Origin of the sequence: Natronobacillus azotifigens (assembly GCF_026805325.1) — a bacterium.
In the GTDB taxonomy this organism is placed as follows: Bacteria; Bacillota; Bacilli; order Bacillales; family Amphibacillaceae; genus Natronobacillus; species Natronobacillus azotifigens.
Genome location: NZ_JAPRAT010000008.1, coordinates 1 through 19694, shown reverse-complemented (window position 1 = coordinate 19694; position 19694 = coordinate 1). Strand labels below are relative to the sequence as shown.

The window sequence follows — 19694 nt, the reverse complement described above, 5'->3', positions numbered from 1 at the left end:
GAGAATACCAAGTTGTTTAAGTGGAAGGACGCAAGCACCTCGAATGGTTCAAGGGCCTTTAGGTCATCCTTTAGGGCTAACAATCAGTGGGGGAATAGCTAAAAACCCCCACTGATTGAAGTTTCACTTTATTTAATCTCGGAAAAATGAGATAACGATTGCTTCTTCCCCGGCGTGGGCAGAAATAACAGGACCAGTTTCTGATAAAAACGTTTCTTTGAATGGATAGGTTGTAATAATATTCCCTAAGATTTCTTCGGCACGATTTCGTGCGTTTGCGTGGGTCATCGCAATTACTTTATCTTCAGCCGAATGAATATATTCACCGATCTGCTCTACAAATCGGCGAAGCACTTTTTTCTCACCGCGTACTTTTTCTAGAACTTCGATTTTCCCTTCACTGCTCGCATGTAATATAAGTTTGATATTTAATGTTTTTGCGATTGCTCCCTTCATCTTATCTAATCGACCACCACGGATCAGATTATCTAGCGATTTTAAGACGAATAGTGTCATGAGTTTTTCTACTCGACCTTGCAAGTGGGGTACAAGTTGTTCAAAAGAGTACCCATCAGCTAATTTCTTTCCAGCTTCATCAATTAATAAAATTAAGCCAGGAGAAGCAGACTTGCTATTAATGATTTCGATTTTACGGTTTGGTTCCTCTTCTAACAGCATTTTTTTACCCATAAGCGCGTGGTTATAAGCACTACTTACGCCTTCTGACACACTAAATAAGATAATCGGTTTGTTGTCGGGTACGGCTTTAAAAGCTTGATAATACTCATTAGGTCCAGATGCCGAAGAACTTGGAAAAACATTGCTTTCATTTAATTTAGTTAGAAACTGCTCGGTAGTAAGCGCTTCGCTAGCAAAATGTTCTTCCCCAAAGTGAACAAACAACGGAATAATGGTAACTTGTAGTTTTTCTTTTAGTTCTTTGGGGAGGTCCGCGCTGCTATCTGTCATTAGTTGTATTTGCATAATAATCACCTGTTTATTTAAGTTTTTTGTTTCTGAATGATATCGTTCCATTCAATAGTAAGTATTTATGTATACTTTTGCAAGGATGATGTAAAACTATGAAGAGAAGCGTTACTCTGGAATAATTTTCATGATGTAATTGGTAAAAATTCAAAAGATTGAGTGCTTAGGTAGAATTAATCAATAGAGTATGCTAAAATATAATAATCCATTGAATGCTCGCAACAAGCCTCTTCCTTGTGTGGAGGAAGGCTTTTTTTCACGTTAATAATTCAAGGATTGAAATCAAACCCTGCAAGAGACAAACGAAATAGGCAGGGACCTTATCGGGATGATCGCCCCGCTGCTATTGTCCAGCACTCGAATCAATACGCGGTGTGTAGACTCTAGTAATTAGGTGGTTTCAACCGCCATATATAAAAGAAAATAAGAACATCTTCCAATATAAAATTTATTTGTTAACGTGTCGTAACGTGCGCACGATGAGATTAGGAAAAAAAGGAGTATGAAAAGAAATTGACAACATTTCAATCATTAGGTATTTCACAACCGATCATGAAAGCTCTAGAAAAAATGGGCTTTGAGGAAGCTACACCAATTCAAGAACAGACGATTCCATTAGGGTTACAAGGAAAGGATGTTATTGGACAAGCACAAACAGGTACTGGTAAAACAGCAGCGTTTGGTATTCCGATGATCGAAAAAATCGAAAAAAGTCAACGTAAAATCCAAGGGTTGGTAGTCGCGCCAACAAGAGAGTTAGCGATTCAAGTTTCTGAAGAAATTCATCGCTTAGCTAAATTCAAAGGAATTCGCACATTACCAATTTATGGTGGACAACAAATGGATCGTCAAATTCGCGGTCTTAAAGATGGTCCGCACATTGTTGTAGCAACACCTGGTCGTTTATTGGATCACATCCGTCGCAAATCCATTAACATTAGCAATGTCCACACTGCTGTATTAGATGAAGCAGATGAAATGCTAAACATGGGATTCATTGAAGATATTCGCGATATTCTAAAGGCGATCCCTGAAGAACGTCAAACACTATTGTTCTCAGCGACCATGCCAAAAGAAATCAGAAATATTGCATCTACATTAATGAAAAACCCGGAAGAAGTAAAAGTAAAATCAAAAGAAATGACTGTATCAAATATTGAACAGCACTTTGTTGAAGTTCATGAAAAACAAAAATTTGATGCATTGACCAATTTATTAGACATTCATGTACCAGAACTAGCCATTATCTTTGGTCGTACGAAAAAACGTGTCGATGAATTAATGGATGGCTTGCAAGCGCGTGGTTTCCGTGCAGAAGGAATTCATGGTGATTTGACACAAGGAAAACGTATGAGTGTTCTAAATAAATTTAAAAATGGCCGCATTGAAATTCTCGTGGCAACAGATGTTGCTGCACGTGGTTTAGATATCTCTGGTGTATCTCATGTATATAACTTTGATGTTCCACAAGACCCAGAAAGCTATGTGCACCGTATTGGTCGTACAGGTCGTGCTGGGAAAACAGGGGTTGCAATTTCTTTTATCACACCAAGAGAAATGCCACATTTGAACTTAATTGAAAAAGTAACGAAAAGTAAAATGAGTCGCATGAAAGCACCAAGTTCAGATGAAGCTCGTCGTGGTCAACAACAAATCACAGTTGAAAAACTAGTGCGCGTAATAGAAAAGGGGCAATTAGAGGAGTATCGTGAGACAGCGTCCGAACTTCTTGATGAGCATGATTCTGTTACGATTGTTGCAGCAGCTCTAAAAATGCTTACAAAAGAACGTCGTCAAACACCAGTTACCTTGTCTTCGGTTCAACCATTAAGTGTAAAACGTTCGAAAAACAAAGGCGGAGATAACCGCAAAAATTATCGTGGTGGTGGCGATAACAAACGAAACTATAACCGTAGTAAAGGCAAACCACAAGGACGTAATCGTAAATTCCAAAATAAACGTGGTTCAAACTAATACAAAACAAAAAGAAGCTAGTATCGATTTGATACAGCTTCTTTTTTTTATGCAAGATTAAAAAAATCGCTCTATGGAAATATTTCAGGTGTTTTATCTTTAAGATAAATGCAAAAAGATTTTCTCGTATAACAGAGTAGGTTCTGATGGTTACTTATTGGAAAGTGTCACACTATAGCGAGACATGACAAGCTAATGCTTGTCACCATCAGCCCCTTATAAAATATAACTTCTTATTGTTTTTGCTTCTACAAAATCAACCCACCGAATAATCCTAGTAGCGCAAGAATTAAAATAATCCACCAAATAATTGAACTAATATTCTTGTTGATCCGAAATCTACGTCGTTTCCAACGGTTCGGATTAAAGTTCGGCTGGCCAGGGCGTATCTGTCTACGTTGCTGTCGCCACGGAGAGAACGGTCGTGCACGGGTTAATGCGATTGGTCCTAATGCAACCCCTCCAATAAAGCCAAAAACATGAGCACTTATCGCAATTCCTGGACGAATAAAGGTCATGATCAGACCTAGTACAGTGAAAATCAAAATGACTTGTTTACTAGCTGGGTCAATTAACTCTGGTCGTAAGAATACCATATAAATATATAGTCCAAGCAGACCGTATACTGCGCCCGATGCTCCTAAATAAGGAATCATCGAATTTGTATCGACTAGAAAACTAAACAAGTTCCCAATAATACCAGCCACCAGATAGATAGAAGCGAATTTCCATTTTCCGAGCATTTGCTCTAATGCAGGGCCAAACAAAACGAGTGAAAATGAATTGAACAGTACATGCATGAAATCAGCGGTGCTGTGAAGGAAAATAGGAGTAATCAACCGCCAATATTCCCCTTCAGTAATTAAAGGGTTGAAACCAACTCCCCACTGGAAAATCAGTTCGCCCAGAGGATTATCAAAAAAGGTAATCAACCAAATGATAAGTTGAATCCCGACAATTACTGTAACAACTGGATAAAATCGTGTGAAATCTTTAAATGATTCATTTCGAAAAAACATAGCTTTGCTCCTTTTTGTAAACGTATCTTACTCTCTATCATACTGTATTTCCTTATTATCTGCCAACTAATAGCGTTTTGCTGTTTCGTAATAAATAATTATAATATACTATAAGTGCGTGTTCCAAAAGTCGGTAAATTTTAAAGCAACAGGTTGAAGTGTCAAAGCTTCTCAGGTCCGGAAGAGCAAGCCAATGAAGAGAAGCTTTTGAATAGTCAAATCATCGCCATTTCACCGGCCTGTTTACTTAGATAATAAGAGAAGGTGATTACATACTTATGATTTTCGGAATAGGAATAGACATTATTGAATTAAAAAGAATTGAAATGTTGGTCGATGAAAAACCACGTTTTGTTGAGAAAATTTTAACGAAAAGAGAATCGATCGCTTACGAAGAAAAAAAAACAAAACGTAGAAAAATTGAATTTCTTGCAGGACGTTTTGCAGCAAAAGAAGCATTCGCCAAAGCTTTTGGAACAGGAATCGGGGCAGTGAAATTTCATGACCTTGAAATAATTCCTAGTCCTAAAGGGTCGCCGGTGCTCGATTATAAGCACCACCATGACTTTTCCATTTTTCTATCAATATCACATAGCCACGATTATGCTGTTGCACAAGTAATTCTTGAACAACCAAACAAAGGCTCGTCTGCATAAAAAGGAAGGTTGTCTCATATAGTTTAGTGCGGGTAGGAGGGAATAAAGTGAATATTGTTACCGCAAAAGAAATGTACGAAATCGACCGAATCGCGATTGAAGAAAAGGGTTTGAGTGGCACTATTTTGATGGAGAGTGCAGGTCGTGCAATAGCAGAGCTGTTAAGGAACCAACTCACCAAGGAGACAAAAATCGTTGTCCTTGTTGGAAGTGGAAATAATGGTGGTGATGGTTTTGTTTTAGCACGAACATTAGTTAACCTTGGTTATCAAGTAGAAACTATCCAAATGGTTGCAAATGAACGGATCCAAGGTGATGCGCGATTTCATAAAGAAATATTCCTTCAATATGGCTGTCCACTCACTTTGTTTGAAAAAATAGAAACAAGCAAAGAGGCTATCTTGACGGCTGATCTAATTGTAGATGCGTTGTTAGGAATTGGTGTTACCGGTAAGTTGCGAGCTCCGTATAACCAAATTATCCCGTTAGTCAATCAGGCAGAAAGTCGAATTGTCTCTATCGATCTACCAAGTGGTTTACCAGCTGAAACAAGTGAAACATTCGAAATGGCTGTCAAAGCAGATCAAACGTATATCGTGGAAGCGCCGAAGCTTAGTGCATTTATCGAACGATATGCTGAATATTATGGGAAATGGGAGACGGTATCGATTGGTCTTCCCAAGGATGGATTTGATCAGGTTAAGACGAGACGTACATGGGAAGGGACAGATGTTGTCACGACCTTACCTGCCCGAAACCGTTTTTCTCACAAAGGAAATCACGGAAAAGGCTTAGTAATCGGAGGTAGTGCACTAATGCCTGGTTCGATAGCGATGACAGCTAAAGCGGCTTTACGCGCAGGGGCTGGTTTACTTACTGTAGCAACCGTTCCAGAAGCAATTTCTTCTGTTGCAGCGCATATAACGGAAACGACTTTTCATTCATTGTCTGAGAAATCTGGTGTAATTACTGGGGGGACAGATCTTAATTATGCAGATTATGATGCGATCGTGATTGGTATGGGAATGGGAAGAACGTCTGATACACAACAATTCACGCAACGCGTGGTTGCGGAAGCAAACGTTCCACTCCTTATCGACGCGGATGGTCTGTATCATATTCGTAATGATTTGGACATGTTGAAAGCTCGGACAGCACCAACAGTTCTAACACCACATCCAGGTGAGATGGCGACGATATTAGGTTGCTCTGTGCAAGATGTGTTGGAGAATCCATTTGCCTGTGCTGAACGGTTTGCCAAAACCTATCAAGTACATCTTCTATTAAAAGGTGCCTATACAATTGTGACGGATCCGGTTGGTAATCAATTCGTTAATGTAACAGGTAACGAAGGCTTAGCGAAAGGTGGTAGCGGCGATTGTTTAGCTGGGGTTATTTTAGCAATGGTGATGCAAGAACAACCCTTAACGGCGGCAATTTCCAACAGCTGTTATATCCATGGAAAGGCAGCAGAATTATTAGTGGAAAACGAACATTCCACCTATGATCTCCTTGCAACCGATGTGATTGAAGCGATCCCACTCGTTTTTCGTACATTTTTTTCTTAAAGAGGTTGTTCAAAAAGTTACCAAATGATCAGCGACGGATCTCTAAGTTGGCTCGTTTTTCAGGTCCTCATGTAGGGAAAGCCTACATTCCGGTCCTCAAAACTTCGCTATCTTGATCTGCTAGCTTCTACTTCATCGACTTTTTGAACACGCACTTAAAGCGGTTCATTGATTCCCTTTTTCTCTGACTAGAGTAAAAGGAGCTGTAACGATGAAAATATTATTCAGGATGGGACTTGTCCTTTTAGCTATGTTAATGTTTGTTGGATGTGGTGAGAAAACGAAAGATGATATCGTAGGGAATTTAGAGGCGAATCTAACTGAATTAACTAGTTATCAGACACAAGCGAAAATGAAAATGCAAACTGGTGAGCAAGAACAAAGTTATGAAATCGATGTTGCTTACCAAGCAGAATCGTTTTATCGTGTGCTTTTGAAAAATGAACAAGATGAAGAAGGTAGTCAAATAATCTTGAAAAATGATGATGGAGTCTTTGTCCTTACTCCGGCATTAAATAAAAGTTTTCGCTTCCAAAGTGATTGGCCGTCGAATAATAGTCAACCATACTTATACCATTCTTTAGTCTCGGATATCTTTAATGACGATGAAGCCATCTTTACATCAACAGAAGACTATTATGTTTTTGAAACAAGAACAAACTATCAGAATAACAATACGTTACCATATCAAGAGATTTATTTAGATAAAGATCAATTAACGCCAGTTTTGGTAAAAGTGATGGATCAAGAAAAAAACACGGTTGTGGAAGTAGAATTCGCCGCTTTTGAACTTGATTTGGAATTTGAAGAAGGATTCTTTGAAGTAGAACACAACATGACAAGCGGTATCATCAGTACCCCTGTCATGTCAGAAGAGACGGATGATGATCCAGACGCATTTTCTGTTTTATATCCAGCTGAGTTATATGGAAGTGAGTTGGTAGAAAAAACAGAGTTTGAAACAGAGAATGGAACTCGTGTCGTTTTGACCTATCAAGGAGAAAGAGATTTTACGATCGTTCAAGAAAGACATGAAGTGTATCCGGCATCCATGATGAATCCAGAAGTGGTTGCTGGAGAACCTGTTAGTTTAGGCTTCACCATTGGGGCACAAACGGATCAAGCAATGACGTGGACGCATCAGGGGATTGATTTCTACTTAGCAAGCGAACAATTAACGAAAGAAGAAATGATTGACGTAGCAACTTCAATATCAGAGCAAGCTGTTAAATAATTGAATAAAGAAAAATCTAGTGATGTTGTTCAAAAAGTCACCAAACGATCAATGGCGTATTTCTTTGTTAGCTCGTTCCTCCAGTTCTCATGTAGAAAAAGCCTACACTGTGATCTTAGGAACTTCGCGACCTTAAGGTACTTGCTTTTCATTTACCGACTTTTTGAACACGTACTATCTAGCAGATACTTTGTTTTAGAAGGATCTGCTTTTATTTTTGTTACCGTGTTTTGAAAAAAGAGCGTTCCTTTTTTTGAAAAAGTTCTACTATTGACACGGTTCGTTAGACAGTCGATAATAGGGAGAAAAAAGGAGCGAACAAACGTAATGGAGCAGAAATCATATCGTCCTGCATGGATCGAAATAAATTTATCAGCAATACAAGCGAATATTCATCAGCTTAATCGTCGCCTTTCATCGACTACAAAGATCTTTGCGGTTGTCAAAGCAAATGGATATGGACATGGAGATATTCAAGTGGCAAAAGCGGCGATTGAAGCGGGAGCATCCGCTCTAGCTGTTGCTCTTATGGATGAGGCGGTTCGCTTACGAGAAGCAGGAATTACCGTACCAATACTTGTGCTAGGTTGGGTTTCACCTGAATATATACCTATTGCAATCAAACATAATATTATGCTAACGGTTTTTCAAAAAGAGTGGTTAACGGCTGCAAAGCAAATAGATTTCACTGGTGAATTAAAAATTCATATTAAACTCGATACTGGTATGGGTCGGCTTGGCATGAGAACAGAGCAAGAAATTTACGAGTTTATGAACGAGCTGGATCAAGAGCGTTTTCGGATAACGGGTTTGTTTACGCATTTTGCAACCGCTGATGAAGCCGAAGAATCCTATTATCGACAACAATCTGATCGTTTTGAACAACTCGCTCAAGTGGTGCGATCACAGTATGCGGAGCCGATTCAATTGCACACAGGAAATAGCGCTGCTTCTATTCGCTTCCCAGATCAAATGTTAGATTATGTTCGTTTTGGCATTGGCATGTATGGTTTATATCCATCATTGTATATGGAAAAAACACGTCCATTCCCTTTGCAACCAGCATTATCACTGCATGCCAAAATAATCCACGTAAAAAAAATAGCGCCAGGATCAAAGCTTAGTTATGGAGCTACGTACACTGCAGAAAAAGAGGAGTGGATAGGGACGATCCCGTTGGGGTATGCTGATGGTATTCAAAGGAAGTGGCAAGGATTGGATGTATTAATTGATGGAAAAAGAATGCCTTTGGTTGGCAGGATTTGTATGGATCAGTGTATGGTTAAGTTGGATCAGCCGTACCCAGTTGGCACACAAGTTACTTTTGTTGGAAAGCAAAAAAATGAACAAATTACTTTAGAAGAGATAGCACATCAGTTAGAAACGATTAATTACGAAATTGCTTGTCTATTTACTAATCGAATCCCTAGATATTATCATTGAGTATGAAATTCATACCAAATACGTGCACATTTACCTCGAAAAATCTAAAAATTTTTCAAAAATGCCTTTGCAAAGCCTATTTTTGAATGATAAGATAGTAGTGGATGAATAAATAGGCTTGTAAACGTGGTGGAGGTGTACGGTTTGTCAAAGGCAGAGGACGTGCAGTTGCAAGAAATTGTTGTTCGATTACCTAAAAACCTACTAAGTGAGGTGGATGGTTTAATGAAGCATGAAGACAGTGATTTAAGCGAGATTATCTACCAAGCAACAAAATCGTATGTACGAGATCGAAAAAAGAAACATATTAGCGACTCCATGCAAAGAGGTTATATGGAAATGGCTAAAATTAATCTAAACATTGCTTCGGAATCTTTTCTAGCTGAAGAGGAGGCAGAGAACACCTTTGAGCGCTTAGTGAGCGGGGTGTAATGAATTTGAAGGTAAAAAGAGGCGAGGTATATTTCGCCGATCTTTCTCCTGTGGTTGGTTCGGAACAGGGAGGCGTGCGCCCGGTATTAGTCATTCAGAATAATATTGGTAACCGTTTTAGTCCTACTGTGATCGTTGCTGCTATCACTGCACAAATTCAAAAAGCAAAACTGCCAACACATGTTGAGATCAAAGCGGAGAAATACGGGTTTGAACGTGATTCGGTGATCTTATTAGAGCAGATAAGAACGATTGACAAACAACGATTAACAGATAAGATTACGCAATTGGATAGTAATATGATGGAACAGATTAATCAAGCGTTAGAAATCAGCTTAGGTTTAGCAGATTTCTAAGCAAGAGAAACGAAGCACTTGTCCTGAAGCAGAAGGCAAGTGTTTTTTTGTTGTGCAACGAATAGCGTTGGTCAATATCAGATTTCTGCGCTAATTTAATAAAAAGCTAGTACTAGATGTTTGTGATCTATAACGTAGTACCCATAATCCATGAAGTAGTAAAACTTTTCACTAGATATCAGTGAAGTCAACCTACATATTTACAATATTCATGTTGAAATTACATGCAAGGAATAATAAAGGCGAAACAATAGCAGTATTTGGTTTCTTTAATTGCTTTTAGTAGAATTGAGTCGGGATTAATGGTAAATTATCTATAAGAAGAATTGGGTTTTAGGAAGACGTAATTGGAACAAATGTTGCTTGGTGAAGCAAAATTGAACAAAAAATGTCGTGGAGGGATCTTTTTGGACGGGACTTTACAAGAATTTGTTGTCAATAACAGTGATGTTATCATTAAAAATTGGTTGGAGGAAGTAACGGAAAAACGAAAGAGTGATTATACCTCTTCGATTTCAACAGAATTGTTTCAAAGTACAAACCGAGAATTTGTTAATGTTATTTTTTCGAGCTTAGACAAACAAGGGTTAACAACCGAATTGGATGATTTTTCAGAGCGTTTAATTAATTTGGGTTGGCCTTTATCTTATCTAACCGATGGATTGCAAACCTTTCGTAGGGTAACGATTGATTTTATTTTGAGCCAATCAGAGAAGATCGAAACCAATCATTTCACGAATGTTTTAGAGATGGTTGATAATTGGGTTGATCCTATCATTAACAGTTTAGTGAATGAATATTCTGGAAATTGGGAACACACCGTTTCTTTACAACGAGTAGCATTACAAGAGTTATCTGCACCACTCATACCAGTGATGAAAAATATTACGATTATGCCTTTGATTGGAACGATTGATACCGAACGTGCAAAATTAATTATGGAAAATTTGCTAGAAGGTACGATCAAACATAATGCAGAGGTTGTTTTAATTGATATTACTGGTGTTCCCGTTGTAGATACAATGGTTGCGCATCATATCATTCAAGCAGCAGAAGCTGTACGTTTAATTGGCTCAACATGTATTTTGGTGGGAATTCGACCGGAAATTGCACAAACAATTGTTAACCTGGGGATTGATTTAGGAAAGTTCCCGACAAAAAGTTCATTACGTAAAGGGTTTGAGAAGGCGTTAGAGCTTACGGGAAGGAAAATTACTCGTTCTAAAGAAAGAGATCAGACGATCGAAAAGATGATGAGTTCGTTAGAGGAAGGGTGATAGCATGAGAATACCGATTTTGAAATTGCATAACTACCTACTCATTTCTATCCAAATAGATTTAGATGACCAAACAGCAATTCAATTTCAGGAGGATTTGTTAAATAAAATTCATAAAAGTGGTGCGACGGGAGTGGTAATTGATCTTACATCCGTAGATATTATTGATTCTTTTATCGCAAAAGTACTAGGAGATGTAGTTTCTATGTCTGATCTAATGGGGGCGCGTGTGGTATTAACAGGCATTCAACCCGCGGTAGCGATGACATTAATTGATTTGGGCATTCATTTGCAAAACGTTACGACTGCCTTGGATTTAGAACAAGGATTAATTAAACTTCGCCAGGAATTGGAGGCATAATTATGGACTTCAAACCCTGCGTTAACATTAGAAAAGAATGGGATATTGTCGGCGCACGACAGTTAGGGAGAGAACAAGCAAAAGAAGTTGGGTTTGGAACAGTCGATCAAGCGCGGATTGCAACAGCTATTTCAGAACTAGCTCGAAATATCTATTTGTATGCAGGTAAGGGAAAGATCTGCTTTGAAGTCATTAATGAGTTTGATCATAAAGGTCTAAAGATTAGTGCGATTGATCAAGGCCCCGGAATTCGTGATTTAAACCAAGTGATGCAAGATGGTTATTCTACTTCAGGTGGGTTGGGAGCCGGTTTGCCGGGCGTTAAACGATTAATGGATCATTTTGAAATTACTACAGAAGTGGACGAAGGTACACAAATTCATACAATTAAGTGGCTCAGATAAGGTAGGGGGGGTTGATTTGGAAACTACTAAGCTTGATTTGTCTAACTATCGTGAATTATTAAAACAATACTTAGTGAAAAATGATGAAACAGCTCTCTATGAAGCGGAGCAATTCAGTAAATTGTCCGTGAAACAAAACATTTCGCCGGAAGAAATCATTCATGTACATATTGAAGCGTTGAAAGAATTATATCCTGATCTACCTAGGGAAATAAATGATTCCTTGAACTTTTTATTGGAAGCAATGATTTCATATGGTCTCGCATTACAAGAATTTCAATCCTTGAGAATCAAACAATCAGAATTAGAATCCGAAATTTCTGTTGCAGCTAGTATGCAGCAAACCCTGCTATCAACGGAAAAACCTGAAATTTCCGGTTTGGATATCGGTGGTATTAGTGTACCAGCGAATATTATGAATGGTGATTATTATCATTATGTCAAAACAAAGGATACACTGGGTATTGCGTTGGCTGATGTCATTGGGAAAGGGGTACCTGCAGCTTTGTCGATGTCCATGATTAGATATTCCATGGACAGCTTTCCTGAGAGTCATCGCGAGCCTAGTATGATTCTTGAGAATTTAAATCGAGTCGTTGAACGAAATGTTGACCCTAGTATGTTTATTACGATGTTTTATGGATCGTATAATCCGAAAGAGGAGACGTTCTCTTATGCTTCTGCCGGGCATGAGCCAGGTTTTTATTATCATGCGGAAAAAGACGAGTTCGAAGATATTGAAGCAAAAGGGCTTGTTTTAGGTGCGACATCTAATGCAACGTATCAACAATATTGTACCCATGTAAAAAAAGGGGATTGTATCATCCTATTAACGGATGGTGTTACGGAGTGTCGAGTAGGAGATCGTTTTGTCGAGCGTGAAGAAATTTTGGAAGTGATTAAGAAAAATATCCATTTGCCAGCACAAGAAGTGGTTGATCGTGTGTATCAACATTTTGCACGCTTGCAGGATTTTCATTTACGAGATGACTTTACAATGATTCTTCTTCGAAAAGAAGTTTAAGATAAACTATTTCAGGGAATGAAGTAAAACAATTGATAACCTGGAGGGGAAGAAATGAATATCAACTTAGATGTAGAAGTAATCGATGATGGCTTGTCTACGATAGTGGAATTGGTTGGAGAAATTGATGCGTATACCGCACCGGTTCTTAAAGAATCTCTACTACCATTAACAGAAGAAGCTGGTGCAAATATAATTGTTGATTTAGAAAAAGTAAATTATATGGATAGTACAGGACTTGGTGTCTTTATTAGCGCACTGAAATCTTCCAAAGAACATGAAAGTAAATTGAAATTAATTCACTTGCAAGAGAGAGTGTACCGGTTATTTAAAATCACAAGTTTAGATAGCATTATCACGATTGATACAACAGTACGGGGTGGAAATTGATGGAACTTTTTGATTTTGTAGAGATGAAGGTACCGGCAAAGCCGGAATATGTCGGAGTTGTTCGTTTGAGTGTCTCTGGTATTGCCAATCGAATGGGTTTTACATACGAAGAAATTGAAGACCTGAAGGTAGCAATTTCTGAGGCGATTACCAATGCAACAACACATGCTTATCGGGAAAGTGAACAAGGGGAAGTAACCATTGGTTTTGGAATTTATCAAAATCGTTTAGAGGTAATGGTAGCGGATCATGGAGGTAGCTTTGATTTAGCAAAAGTAAAAGATGGAATCGGCCCATACCGTCATACAGAACCAATTGAAAGTCTTCGAGAGGGTGGCTTTGGATTGTTTTTAATTGATGCTTTAATGGATAAGGTGGAGATTAAAAATGATTATGGAGTTATTGTATTAATGACCAAAAATCTCCCAGCAAATGAGGTGGGCTTAGATGGCGATCAAATCTCAACCACACAATAGGAGTGGGGATGAGGTTTACCAATGGATAGAGCACTTACAAGAACACCCACAAGATGAAGAAATTCAAGAGAAAATCGTCTTAACATATGAAGATCTTGTGCATTCTATTGCAAGGAAATATGCCAAGAATAATATGATCCATGAAGATCTTGTTCAAGTGGGGATGCTCGGATTATTAGCGGCGATTAGAAGATATGATCCAACATTAGGTAAATCATTCGAATCTTTTGCAATCCCTACAATTATTGGGGAGATTAAGCGATTTATCCGAGATAAAACGTGGAGTGTACATGTGCCACGTCGGATTAAAGAATTAGGTCCAAAAATTAAAAAAGCAACCGAGGAACTTACAAATGAACAACAACGTTCACCATCCGTTAACGAAATCGCCAACTACCTTGAAGTGTCAGAAGAAGAAGTGTTAGAAACGATGGAGATGGGGCAAAGTTATAAGGCGTTGTCCGTTGATAAAAAGATTGAGGCAGATTCTGATGGAAGCACTGTTTCTATTTTGGACTTAATAGGTAATGATGATCAAGGCTTTGAAAGGACGGATCTACGACTATTGCTAGAAAAAGTCTTTCCTATACTTACGGAGCGAGAACAAAAAATCTTACAATACACGTATTTTGAGAATAGAAGTCAAAAAGAAACGGGTGACCTATTAGATATATCACAAATGCATGTATCACGGATTCAGCGTAGAGCCCTTCGGAAGTTGAAAGAAGCACTACAAGCTGATGGTATTGGAGTCAATGATTAATGGACGGTATGAACCGGATGCATGTATCCGTTTATCAGAAACCAAAAATCGGGAATTATTATTGTGGAGACAGTTATTTTCACCAAGAATTTGAAGATTGTTTTGTCTGTGCTTTAGCCGATGGTTTGGGTAGTGGTGAGTCAGCGAAAGAGTCTTCAGAAGCAGTAATGGAGATAATTAAGCGCAACCCTATTGCGTCGATTGATGAATTGGTGAAGTTGTCCAATAAAGCGTTGGTCGGAAAGCGCGGGGTAGTGTTGGGGCTTTTGCGTTTGGATTTTACGAAACACTCCTATACCTTTGCTTCTATTGGCAACATTGGAATGATGACTGTTGGTCAAGGGGCAGTGAAAAAACGAAATATACCTAGTTCCGGTTATTTAGGTTCATTCGCCCGACCGTTGAAAGTGATTCAAGATAGCCTTGAAGATGATATGTTGTTCATCATGTTCTCTGATGGTGTCATCTCCAAAGATCTATCCTATCGTTTTTTTGAAAAAAAAGATGTCGAAAAGATTACGGATATCTTTTCCCGTTATGTTGACCACAATCGACCAGATGATACGACGTTAATGGTGATGAAATATAATGAGTAAAATGCCTCTTTGTTGATGATATAATCACAAAGAGGCATTTTTGGTTGATCTGGATAACCATTAGGAAAGTTAGTGTAATTTTGCTAAAATAGACAAGGATAGATTGGAGGAGTTAGGATGACAGAAATTAATAAGCAAGTCGTCATGGAATGGGTTGCGAAAGAACTTACGCTCGGAATGCCTACGGTAAAACAAGTAATTGGTTTATTGGACGAAGGTAACACAGTACCGTTTATTGCTCGATATCGAAAAGAAGCAACAGGTGGACTAGATGAGGTTCAAATCAAAACGATTGAGGACAAATGGCAATACGGACTAAATCTCGCGGAACGGAAACAAGAAGTGATCCGCCTTATTGATGAGCAGAAAAAATTAACACCAGAACTAAAAAAAGATATTGAACAGGCGGAGCAATTGCAACGAGTGGAAGATTTATATCGACCATATAAACAAAAACGTCGAACGAAAGCAACGATTGCTAAAGAAAAAGGTTTGGAACCTTTCGCGCAACAAATATGGAAACAAAGCTTGGATGATCTTAATCAAGCTGCTCAAGCTTTTTTATCGACAGAACATGAATTGAATACGATTGAAGATGTTTTGGCTGGAGCAAATGATATTATCGCGGAGTGGATTGCAGATGAAGCAGCTTATCGTACTTACATAAGAAAACAAACATTTAGCAATGGGAAAATTATTGCTAAGGATAAGGATAAAGCGGCAGATGAAAAAGGTGTCTTTGAAATGTATTATGCTTACGAAGAACCGGTCAAATCGATCGTGGCTCATCGTGTGTTAGCATTAAATCGTGGAGAAAAAGAAGGAATTATTAAACTATCGATTGAACCGCCGGTAGATAGTATTTATGAATATTTATCGAGACAAATTTTACGACCAAATGCTACTGAAGCCGTTCGATCGTTCTTGCAAGAGGCAATTGTTGATAGTTATAAGCGTCTTATTCAACCGTCAATTGAACGAGAAATTCGTAGCCATCTATCAGAGGCGGCTGAGGAGCAAGCGATTGAAATTTTTTCGAAGAATCTCAGTAATTTACTGTTGCAACCACCGCTAAAAGGGAAGATGATTTTAGGGGTTGATCCAGCTTTTCGAACAGGATGTAAATTAGCGGTGGTTGATGAAACAGGTCTGATGAAAGAAGTTGATGTCATTTATCCTACGGCCCCTAAAAAAGACATTGCAGGAGCAGAACGTAAAGTAATGGCTTTTATTGAAAAGTATGATGTCGAGTTGATTGCGATCGGTAATGGTACGGCATCACGAGAAACGGAACAATTTGTTGCTGACTTAATTGATAAACATCAGCTATCGACGCCTTATCTGATTGTAAATGAAGCGGGTGCAAGTGTGTATTCTGCCTCCAAACTAGCTCGTGAAGAATTTCCAGATCTTCAAGTGGAAGAAAGAAGTGCTGTTTCGATTGCACGACGAGTACAGGACCCATTAGCTGAGCTCGTAAAAATTGATCCAAAATCCATCGGAGTCGGACAATATCAACATGATGTTAGCCAGAAGAAGTTAAATGAATCCTTAAAGTTTGTGGTAGAAACTGCTGTAAACCAAGTTGGTGTGAATGTAAATACAGCATCTTCCTCGTTGCTGCAATATGTATCTGGTTTAAGTAAAACCGTTGCAAACAATGTTATTAAGCAGCGAGAGGAACTAGGGAAGTTCAACTCGCGCCGCCAATTAAAAGATATCCCGCGTTTAGGGAACAAGACTTATGAACAGAGTATTGGATTTCTCCGGATCAACGATGGTGAAGAACCGTTAGATCGTACGCCGATCCACCCGGAAAGTTATCAAGTTGCTAAACAATTATTACAAATGCTCGACTGTACAACAGCAGATTTAGGTACAGAAAAATTAAAAACTGCTTTAGTGAATCTCGATCTTTTAGAACTGAGTGAGAAATTAGCTATAGGAAAATTAACATTACAGGATATCATTAAGGCTTTAAGTAGTCCGGAGCGAGATCCTCGTGATGACTTGCCAAAACCTTTATTAAAGAAAAATGTCCTATCGATGGAAGATTTAAAACCAGGTCTAGAGTTAGAAGGTACTGTTCGAAATGTTGTAGACTTTGGTGTGTTTGTTGACATCGGTGTAAAGCAAGATGGGCTCGTTCATATTTCTAAAATGTCTAATCGTTTTGTAAAGCATCCAATGGATATTGCTGCTGTTGGTGACGTAGTAACAGTGTGGATTGATCACGTTGATCTTCAAAAAGAACGAATAGCATTAACGATGATTAAAGAAGAATAAGTATTTTTGAGAGGATATCAGACTTCATTTTTCTGGTATCTTCTTTTTTCGATAAAAAAACCAACATTGATTTAAGACAACAATTTGATGAATGTTCTTATTTTTAAAAGCAGTTTTCATTTGTTTTTTAAACCAACTAGGCAATGGAATTCCTCCTTATTTAATGTGTTACTATAGGGTATGTAAGAATGCGAAAAAAGGAAACGATACAAATTGATCATCAGGAAAAAATAGATGCTTGAGTGATTAGAGGGAGAAAAATGAATCAAACAGATTTAGAGCAGGTAGTAAATGAACTATCCACTACTTTTTTTGGCAAGCCATATGATGATAAGGTAGTCTTTAATAACAGATTACGTACAACTGGTGGCAGATACATACCTTCTAGAAGAACGATCGAAATTAATCCAAAATATCTAGCTGAGGTTGGCTTCGAGGAAATGTGTGGCATTATTAAGCATGAGTTATGTCATTATCACCTCCATATAGAAGGAAAAGGGTATAAGCATGCTGATGCTAGTTTTAAAGCGCTATTGAAAGAGACAGGTTCTCCTCGACATTGTCAGCCATTACCTTCTGAAGCGAGAAAAAAATATTATACTTATATCTGCAAGGTTTGTGGGCATAACTATTCAAGGAAACGTCAAATCGATCTTCAGAAATATCGTTGCGGAAAGTGTAGCGGTAGGTTGGTTAAGGGTAATTCAGGTGATGGGTAGTGACTAGATATAATTTGGTTGTCAATTTTTGCTTGACGAACGCCGTTGTTCATGTTAATTTGTTCTAGGTTATCTTTTAATTGTTTACAACAATGCTTGACCTAGACAGTCAATTGCTAGTAAAATATAAGAGTGCGATGTATGTACAATTATTTTTTGTGACAGTTAAAAAATATTCAGAAATAGTATTGACTCTGCTTTATGGATGTGGTATTATTTTTAACGTCGCTAATACATCGAATTGATTATTCCACAGTAGCTCAGTGGTAGAGCTATCGGCTGTTAACCGATCGGTCGTAGGTTCGAATCCTACCTGTGGAGCCAATGGAGAAGTACTCAAGTGGCTGAAGAGGCGCCCCTGCTAAGGGTGTAGGTCGTGTAAGCGGCGCGAGGGTTCAAATCCCTCCTTCTCCGCCATTTTTATTTTGCGATTGAATAGTGAACATGGCCCGTTGGTCAAGCGGTTAAGACACCGCCCTTTCACGGCGGTAACACGGGTTCGAATCCCGTACGGGTCACTTTAACAAAAATTATATTCTGGTCCGGTAGTTCAGTTGGTTAGAATGCCTGCCTGTCACGCAGGAGGTCGCGGGTTCGAGTCCCGTCCGGACCGCCATTATTATAAATTTTATTGGGCTATAGCCAAGCGGTAAGGCAACGGTTTTTGGTACCGTCATGCGCTGGTTCGAATCCAGCTAGCCCAGCCATTTTTTTCTTTAAGATTAAATAATATTGCATTCATTTAAACCTTTGAAACACACTTGGTTTCGAAGGGTTTTCTATTGATTAAAAGGAAACTTGGCAATGTAATTAGAGCCATTAGCTCAGTTGGTAGAGCATCTGACTTTTAATCAGAGGGTCGAAGGTTCGAATCCTTCATGGCTCATCAAAGGATGATGATTTCATCTGAAGTCCCATCTCCTATGAAAGTAGTTAAGGGAGCAAGACAACTTGATGCGTCATAACCCTTTTTAGGATACATTCTATTAAGTTAGTTCATTATCGCTTATGCGGTCGTGGCGGAATGGCAGACGCGCTAGGTTGAGGGCCTAGTGGGTGAATAACCCGTGGAGGTTCAAGTCCTCTCGACCGCACCAAAAAGTTTCAAAATGTTATTGACACAACATGGCTTTGTATGTTATATTTAAAGACGTCGCTTCATTGAGCGCCCGTAGCTCAATTGGATAGAGCGTTTGACTACGGATCAAGAGGTTAGGGGTTCGACTCCTCTCGGGCGCGCCATTCAAAAATGAGCTTCAATTGTAAGTTTCCTCTATTATTATATGATACTTTTTTATATTATATGCGGGTGTAGTTTAGTGGTAAAACCTCAGCCACGAGCATTGACTTCATCGAATAAACTTCGAGTTGTCCCGAAGCATATACATCCCTGAATACGCTAGTAGATGCAGGGACATATATTCGTAAATGAGGCATTAAGTGAATTTATTATTTTATATGCGGGTGTAGTTTAGTGGTAAAACCTCAGCCTTCCAAGCTGATGATGAGGGTTCGATTCCCTTCACCCGCTCCATTGAAAAATGGGCCTGTAGCTCAGCTGGTTAGAGCGCACGCCTGATAAGCGTGAGGTCGGTGGTTCGAGTCCACTCAGGCCCACCATTTGATCTTTGAAAACTGAACAAAACAACCAGTATGTTAAGTAATACAAAGCAAGAAAAAAGCTAGTGCTTTTTATTGAGTAAAGAATTACTCTTCATTTTATTGAGAG

General features: G+C 38.7%; 20 protein-coding genes and 10 tRNA genes. 27 read left to right on the top strand and 3 right to left on the bottom strand.

What is annotated here, in order from left to right; translation table 11 throughout:
* Positions 1-132: 132 nt before the first annotated feature.
* The gene (locus OWO01_RS05675) at positions 133-984 is read right to left on the bottom strand and encodes a DegV family protein (RefSeq protein ID WP_268779461.1); all 852 of its coding nucleotides are present in this window, start codon (positions 982-984) and stop codon (positions 133-135) included.
* A gap of 516 nt (positions 985-1500) precedes the next feature.
* On the opposite strand from OWO01_RS05675, the gene cshA reads away from it, so the two are divergent.
* The gene (gene cshA / locus OWO01_RS05670; RefSeq protein ID WP_272506009.1) at positions 1501-2961 is read left to right on the top strand and encodes a degradosome RNA helicase CshA; all 1461 of its coding nucleotides are present in this window, start codon (positions 1501-1503) and stop codon (positions 2959-2961) included.
* 248 nt (positions 2962-3209) lie between these two features.
* Here the strand turns inward: cshA and OWO01_RS05665 are convergent, their stop codons facing one another.
* Positions 3210-3980 (bottom strand): rhomboid family intramembrane serine protease, encoded by a 771-nt coding sequence (locus OWO01_RS05665; RefSeq protein WP_268779460.1) that lies wholly within the window; start codon positions 3978-3980, stop codon positions 3210-3212.
* 278 nt (positions 3981-4258) lie between these two features.
* On the opposite strand from OWO01_RS05665, the gene acpS reads away from it, so the two are divergent.
* From acpS to OWO01_RS05590, 15 genes are all read left to right on the top strand, one after another.
* On the top strand, positions 4259-4636 hold the full coding sequence (acpS, locus tag OWO01_RS05660; RefSeq protein WP_268779459.1) for a holo-ACP synthase: 378 nt from the start codon (positions 4259-4261) through the stop codon (positions 4634-4636).
* 47 nt (positions 4637-4683) lie between these two features.
* On the top strand, positions 4684-6204 hold the full coding sequence (locus OWO01_RS05655; protein ID WP_268779458.1) for an NAD(P)H-hydrate dehydratase: 1521 nt from the start codon (positions 4684-4686) through the stop codon (positions 6202-6204).
* A gap of 211 nt (positions 6205-6415) precedes the next feature.
* Positions 6416-7438: a LolA family protein gene (locus tag OWO01_RS05650; protein ID WP_268779457.1), complete on the top strand. Its 1023-nt coding sequence runs from the start codon at positions 6416-6418 to the stop codon at positions 7436-7438.
* 327 nt (positions 7439-7765) lie between these two features.
* Positions 7766-8881, top strand: a complete 1116-nt coding sequence (gene alr / locus OWO01_RS05645) for an alanine racemase (protein WP_268779456.1) — start codon at positions 7766-7768, stop codon at positions 8879-8881.
* A 225-nt stretch (positions 8882-9106) separates the two neighbouring features.
* Complete coding sequence (locus OWO01_RS05640; RefSeq protein WP_268779551.1) at positions 9107-9313, top strand: antitoxin; 207 nt, start codon at positions 9107-9109, stop codon at positions 9311-9313.
* 5 nt (positions 9314-9318) lie between these two features.
* Positions 9319-9669, top strand: coding sequence for a type II toxin-antitoxin system PemK/MazF family toxin (locus OWO01_RS05635; RefSeq protein ID WP_268779455.1), 351 nt, complete (start codon positions 9319-9321; stop codon positions 9667-9669).
* Between the two features lie 407 nt (positions 9670-10076).
* Positions 10077-10946 carry an RsbT co-antagonist protein RsbRA gene (locus tag OWO01_RS05630; protein WP_268779550.1) on the top strand — a complete coding sequence of 290 codons (870 nt, stop codon included), beginning with the start codon at positions 10077-10079 and terminating at the stop codon, positions 10944-10946.
* Positions 10947-10950: 4 nt separating this feature from the next.
* Positions 10951-11307 (top strand): STAS domain-containing protein, encoded by a 357-nt coding sequence (locus OWO01_RS05625; protein ID WP_268779454.1) that lies wholly within the window; start codon positions 10951-10953, stop codon positions 11305-11307.
* 2 nt (positions 11308-11309) lie between these two features.
* Positions 11310-11711: an anti-sigma regulatory factor gene (locus OWO01_RS05620; protein ID WP_268779453.1), complete on the top strand. Its 402-nt coding sequence runs from the start codon at positions 11310-11312 to the stop codon at positions 11709-11711.
* A gap of 16 nt (positions 11712-11727) precedes the next feature.
* Positions 11728-12735 (top strand): PP2C family protein-serine/threonine phosphatase, encoded by a 1008-nt coding sequence (locus OWO01_RS05615; protein ID WP_268779452.1) that lies wholly within the window; start codon positions 11728-11730, stop codon positions 12733-12735.
* A gap of 54 nt (positions 12736-12789) precedes the next feature.
* Entirely contained in the window at positions 12790-13125 is a 336-nt protein-coding gene (locus OWO01_RS05610; RefSeq protein WP_268779451.1) for an STAS domain-containing protein, read from the top strand.
* On the top strand, positions 13125-13601 hold the full coding sequence (rsbW, locus tag OWO01_RS05605) for an anti-sigma B factor RsbW (protein ID WP_268779450.1): 477 nt from the start codon (positions 13125-13127) through the stop codon (positions 13599-13601). The genes OWO01_RS05610 and rsbW overlap by 1 nt, the downstream gene beginning before the upstream one ends.
* Positions 13573-14364 carry an RNA polymerase sigma factor SigB gene (gene sigB, locus OWO01_RS05600; protein ID WP_268779449.1) on the top strand — a complete coding sequence of 264 codons (792 nt, stop codon included), beginning with the start codon at positions 13573-13575 and terminating at the stop codon, positions 14362-14364. Before rsbW ends, sigB begins: the two co-directional genes overlap by 29 nt.
* Positions 14364-14960 (top strand): PP2C family serine/threonine-protein phosphatase, encoded by a 597-nt coding sequence (locus tag OWO01_RS05595; RefSeq protein WP_268779448.1) that lies wholly within the window; start codon positions 14364-14366, stop codon positions 14958-14960. Before sigB ends, OWO01_RS05595 begins: the two co-directional genes overlap by 1 nt.
* 117 nt (positions 14961-15077) lie before the next feature.
* Positions 15078-17246 (top strand): Tex family protein, encoded by a 2169-nt coding sequence (locus tag OWO01_RS05590; RefSeq protein WP_268779447.1) that lies wholly within the window; start codon positions 15078-15080, stop codon positions 17244-17246.
* Between the two features lie 24 nt (positions 17247-17270).
* On the opposite strand, the gene cmpA is transcribed toward OWO01_RS05590, so the two are convergent.
* Positions 17271-17390, bottom strand: coding sequence for a cortex morphogenetic protein CmpA (gene cmpA, locus OWO01_RS05585; protein ID WP_268779446.1), 120 nt, complete (start codon positions 17388-17390; stop codon positions 17271-17273).
* Between the two features lie 116 nt (positions 17391-17506).
* Here cmpA and OWO01_RS05580 point away from each other — a divergent pair, with 116 nt between their 5' ends.
* The 11 genes from OWO01_RS05580 to OWO01_RS05530 all read left to right on the top strand — a co-directional run bounded on the left by OWO01_RS05580 (position 17507) and on the right by OWO01_RS05530 (position 19585).
* Entirely contained in the window at positions 17507-17965 is a 459-nt protein-coding gene (locus OWO01_RS05580) for a SprT family protein (RefSeq protein WP_268779445.1), read from the top strand.
* Between the two features lie 249 nt (positions 17966-18214).
* A tRNA-Asn gene (locus OWO01_RS05575) sits at positions 18215-18289 on the top strand.
* A gap of 2 nt (positions 18290-18291) precedes the next feature.
* A tRNA-Ser gene (locus OWO01_RS05570) sits at positions 18292-18382 on the top strand.
* A gap of 29 nt (positions 18383-18411) precedes the next feature.
* A tRNA-Glu gene (locus OWO01_RS05565) sits at positions 18412-18483 on the top strand.
* A 21-nt stretch (positions 18484-18504) separates the two neighbouring features.
* A tRNA-Asp gene (locus OWO01_RS05560) sits at positions 18505-18581 on the top strand.
* 16 nt (positions 18582-18597) lie between these two features.
* A tRNA-Gln gene (locus tag OWO01_RS05555) sits at positions 18598-18672 on the top strand.
* 106 nt (positions 18673-18778) lie between these two features.
* Positions 18779-18851 (top strand) — tRNA-Lys (locus OWO01_RS05550).
* A 124-nt stretch (positions 18852-18975) separates the two neighbouring features.
* Positions 18976-19062: transfer RNA gene (locus OWO01_RS05545), tRNA-Leu, on the top strand.
* Positions 19063-19130: 68 nt separating this feature from the next.
* Positions 19131-19207 (top strand) — tRNA-Arg (locus OWO01_RS05540).
* 218 nt (positions 19208-19425) lie between these two features.
* Positions 19426-19499: transfer RNA gene (locus OWO01_RS05535), tRNA-Gly, on the top strand.
* Between the two features lie 9 nt (positions 19500-19508).
* Positions 19509-19585 (top strand) — tRNA-Ile (locus OWO01_RS05530).
* Positions 19586-19694 lie beyond the last annotated feature (109 nt).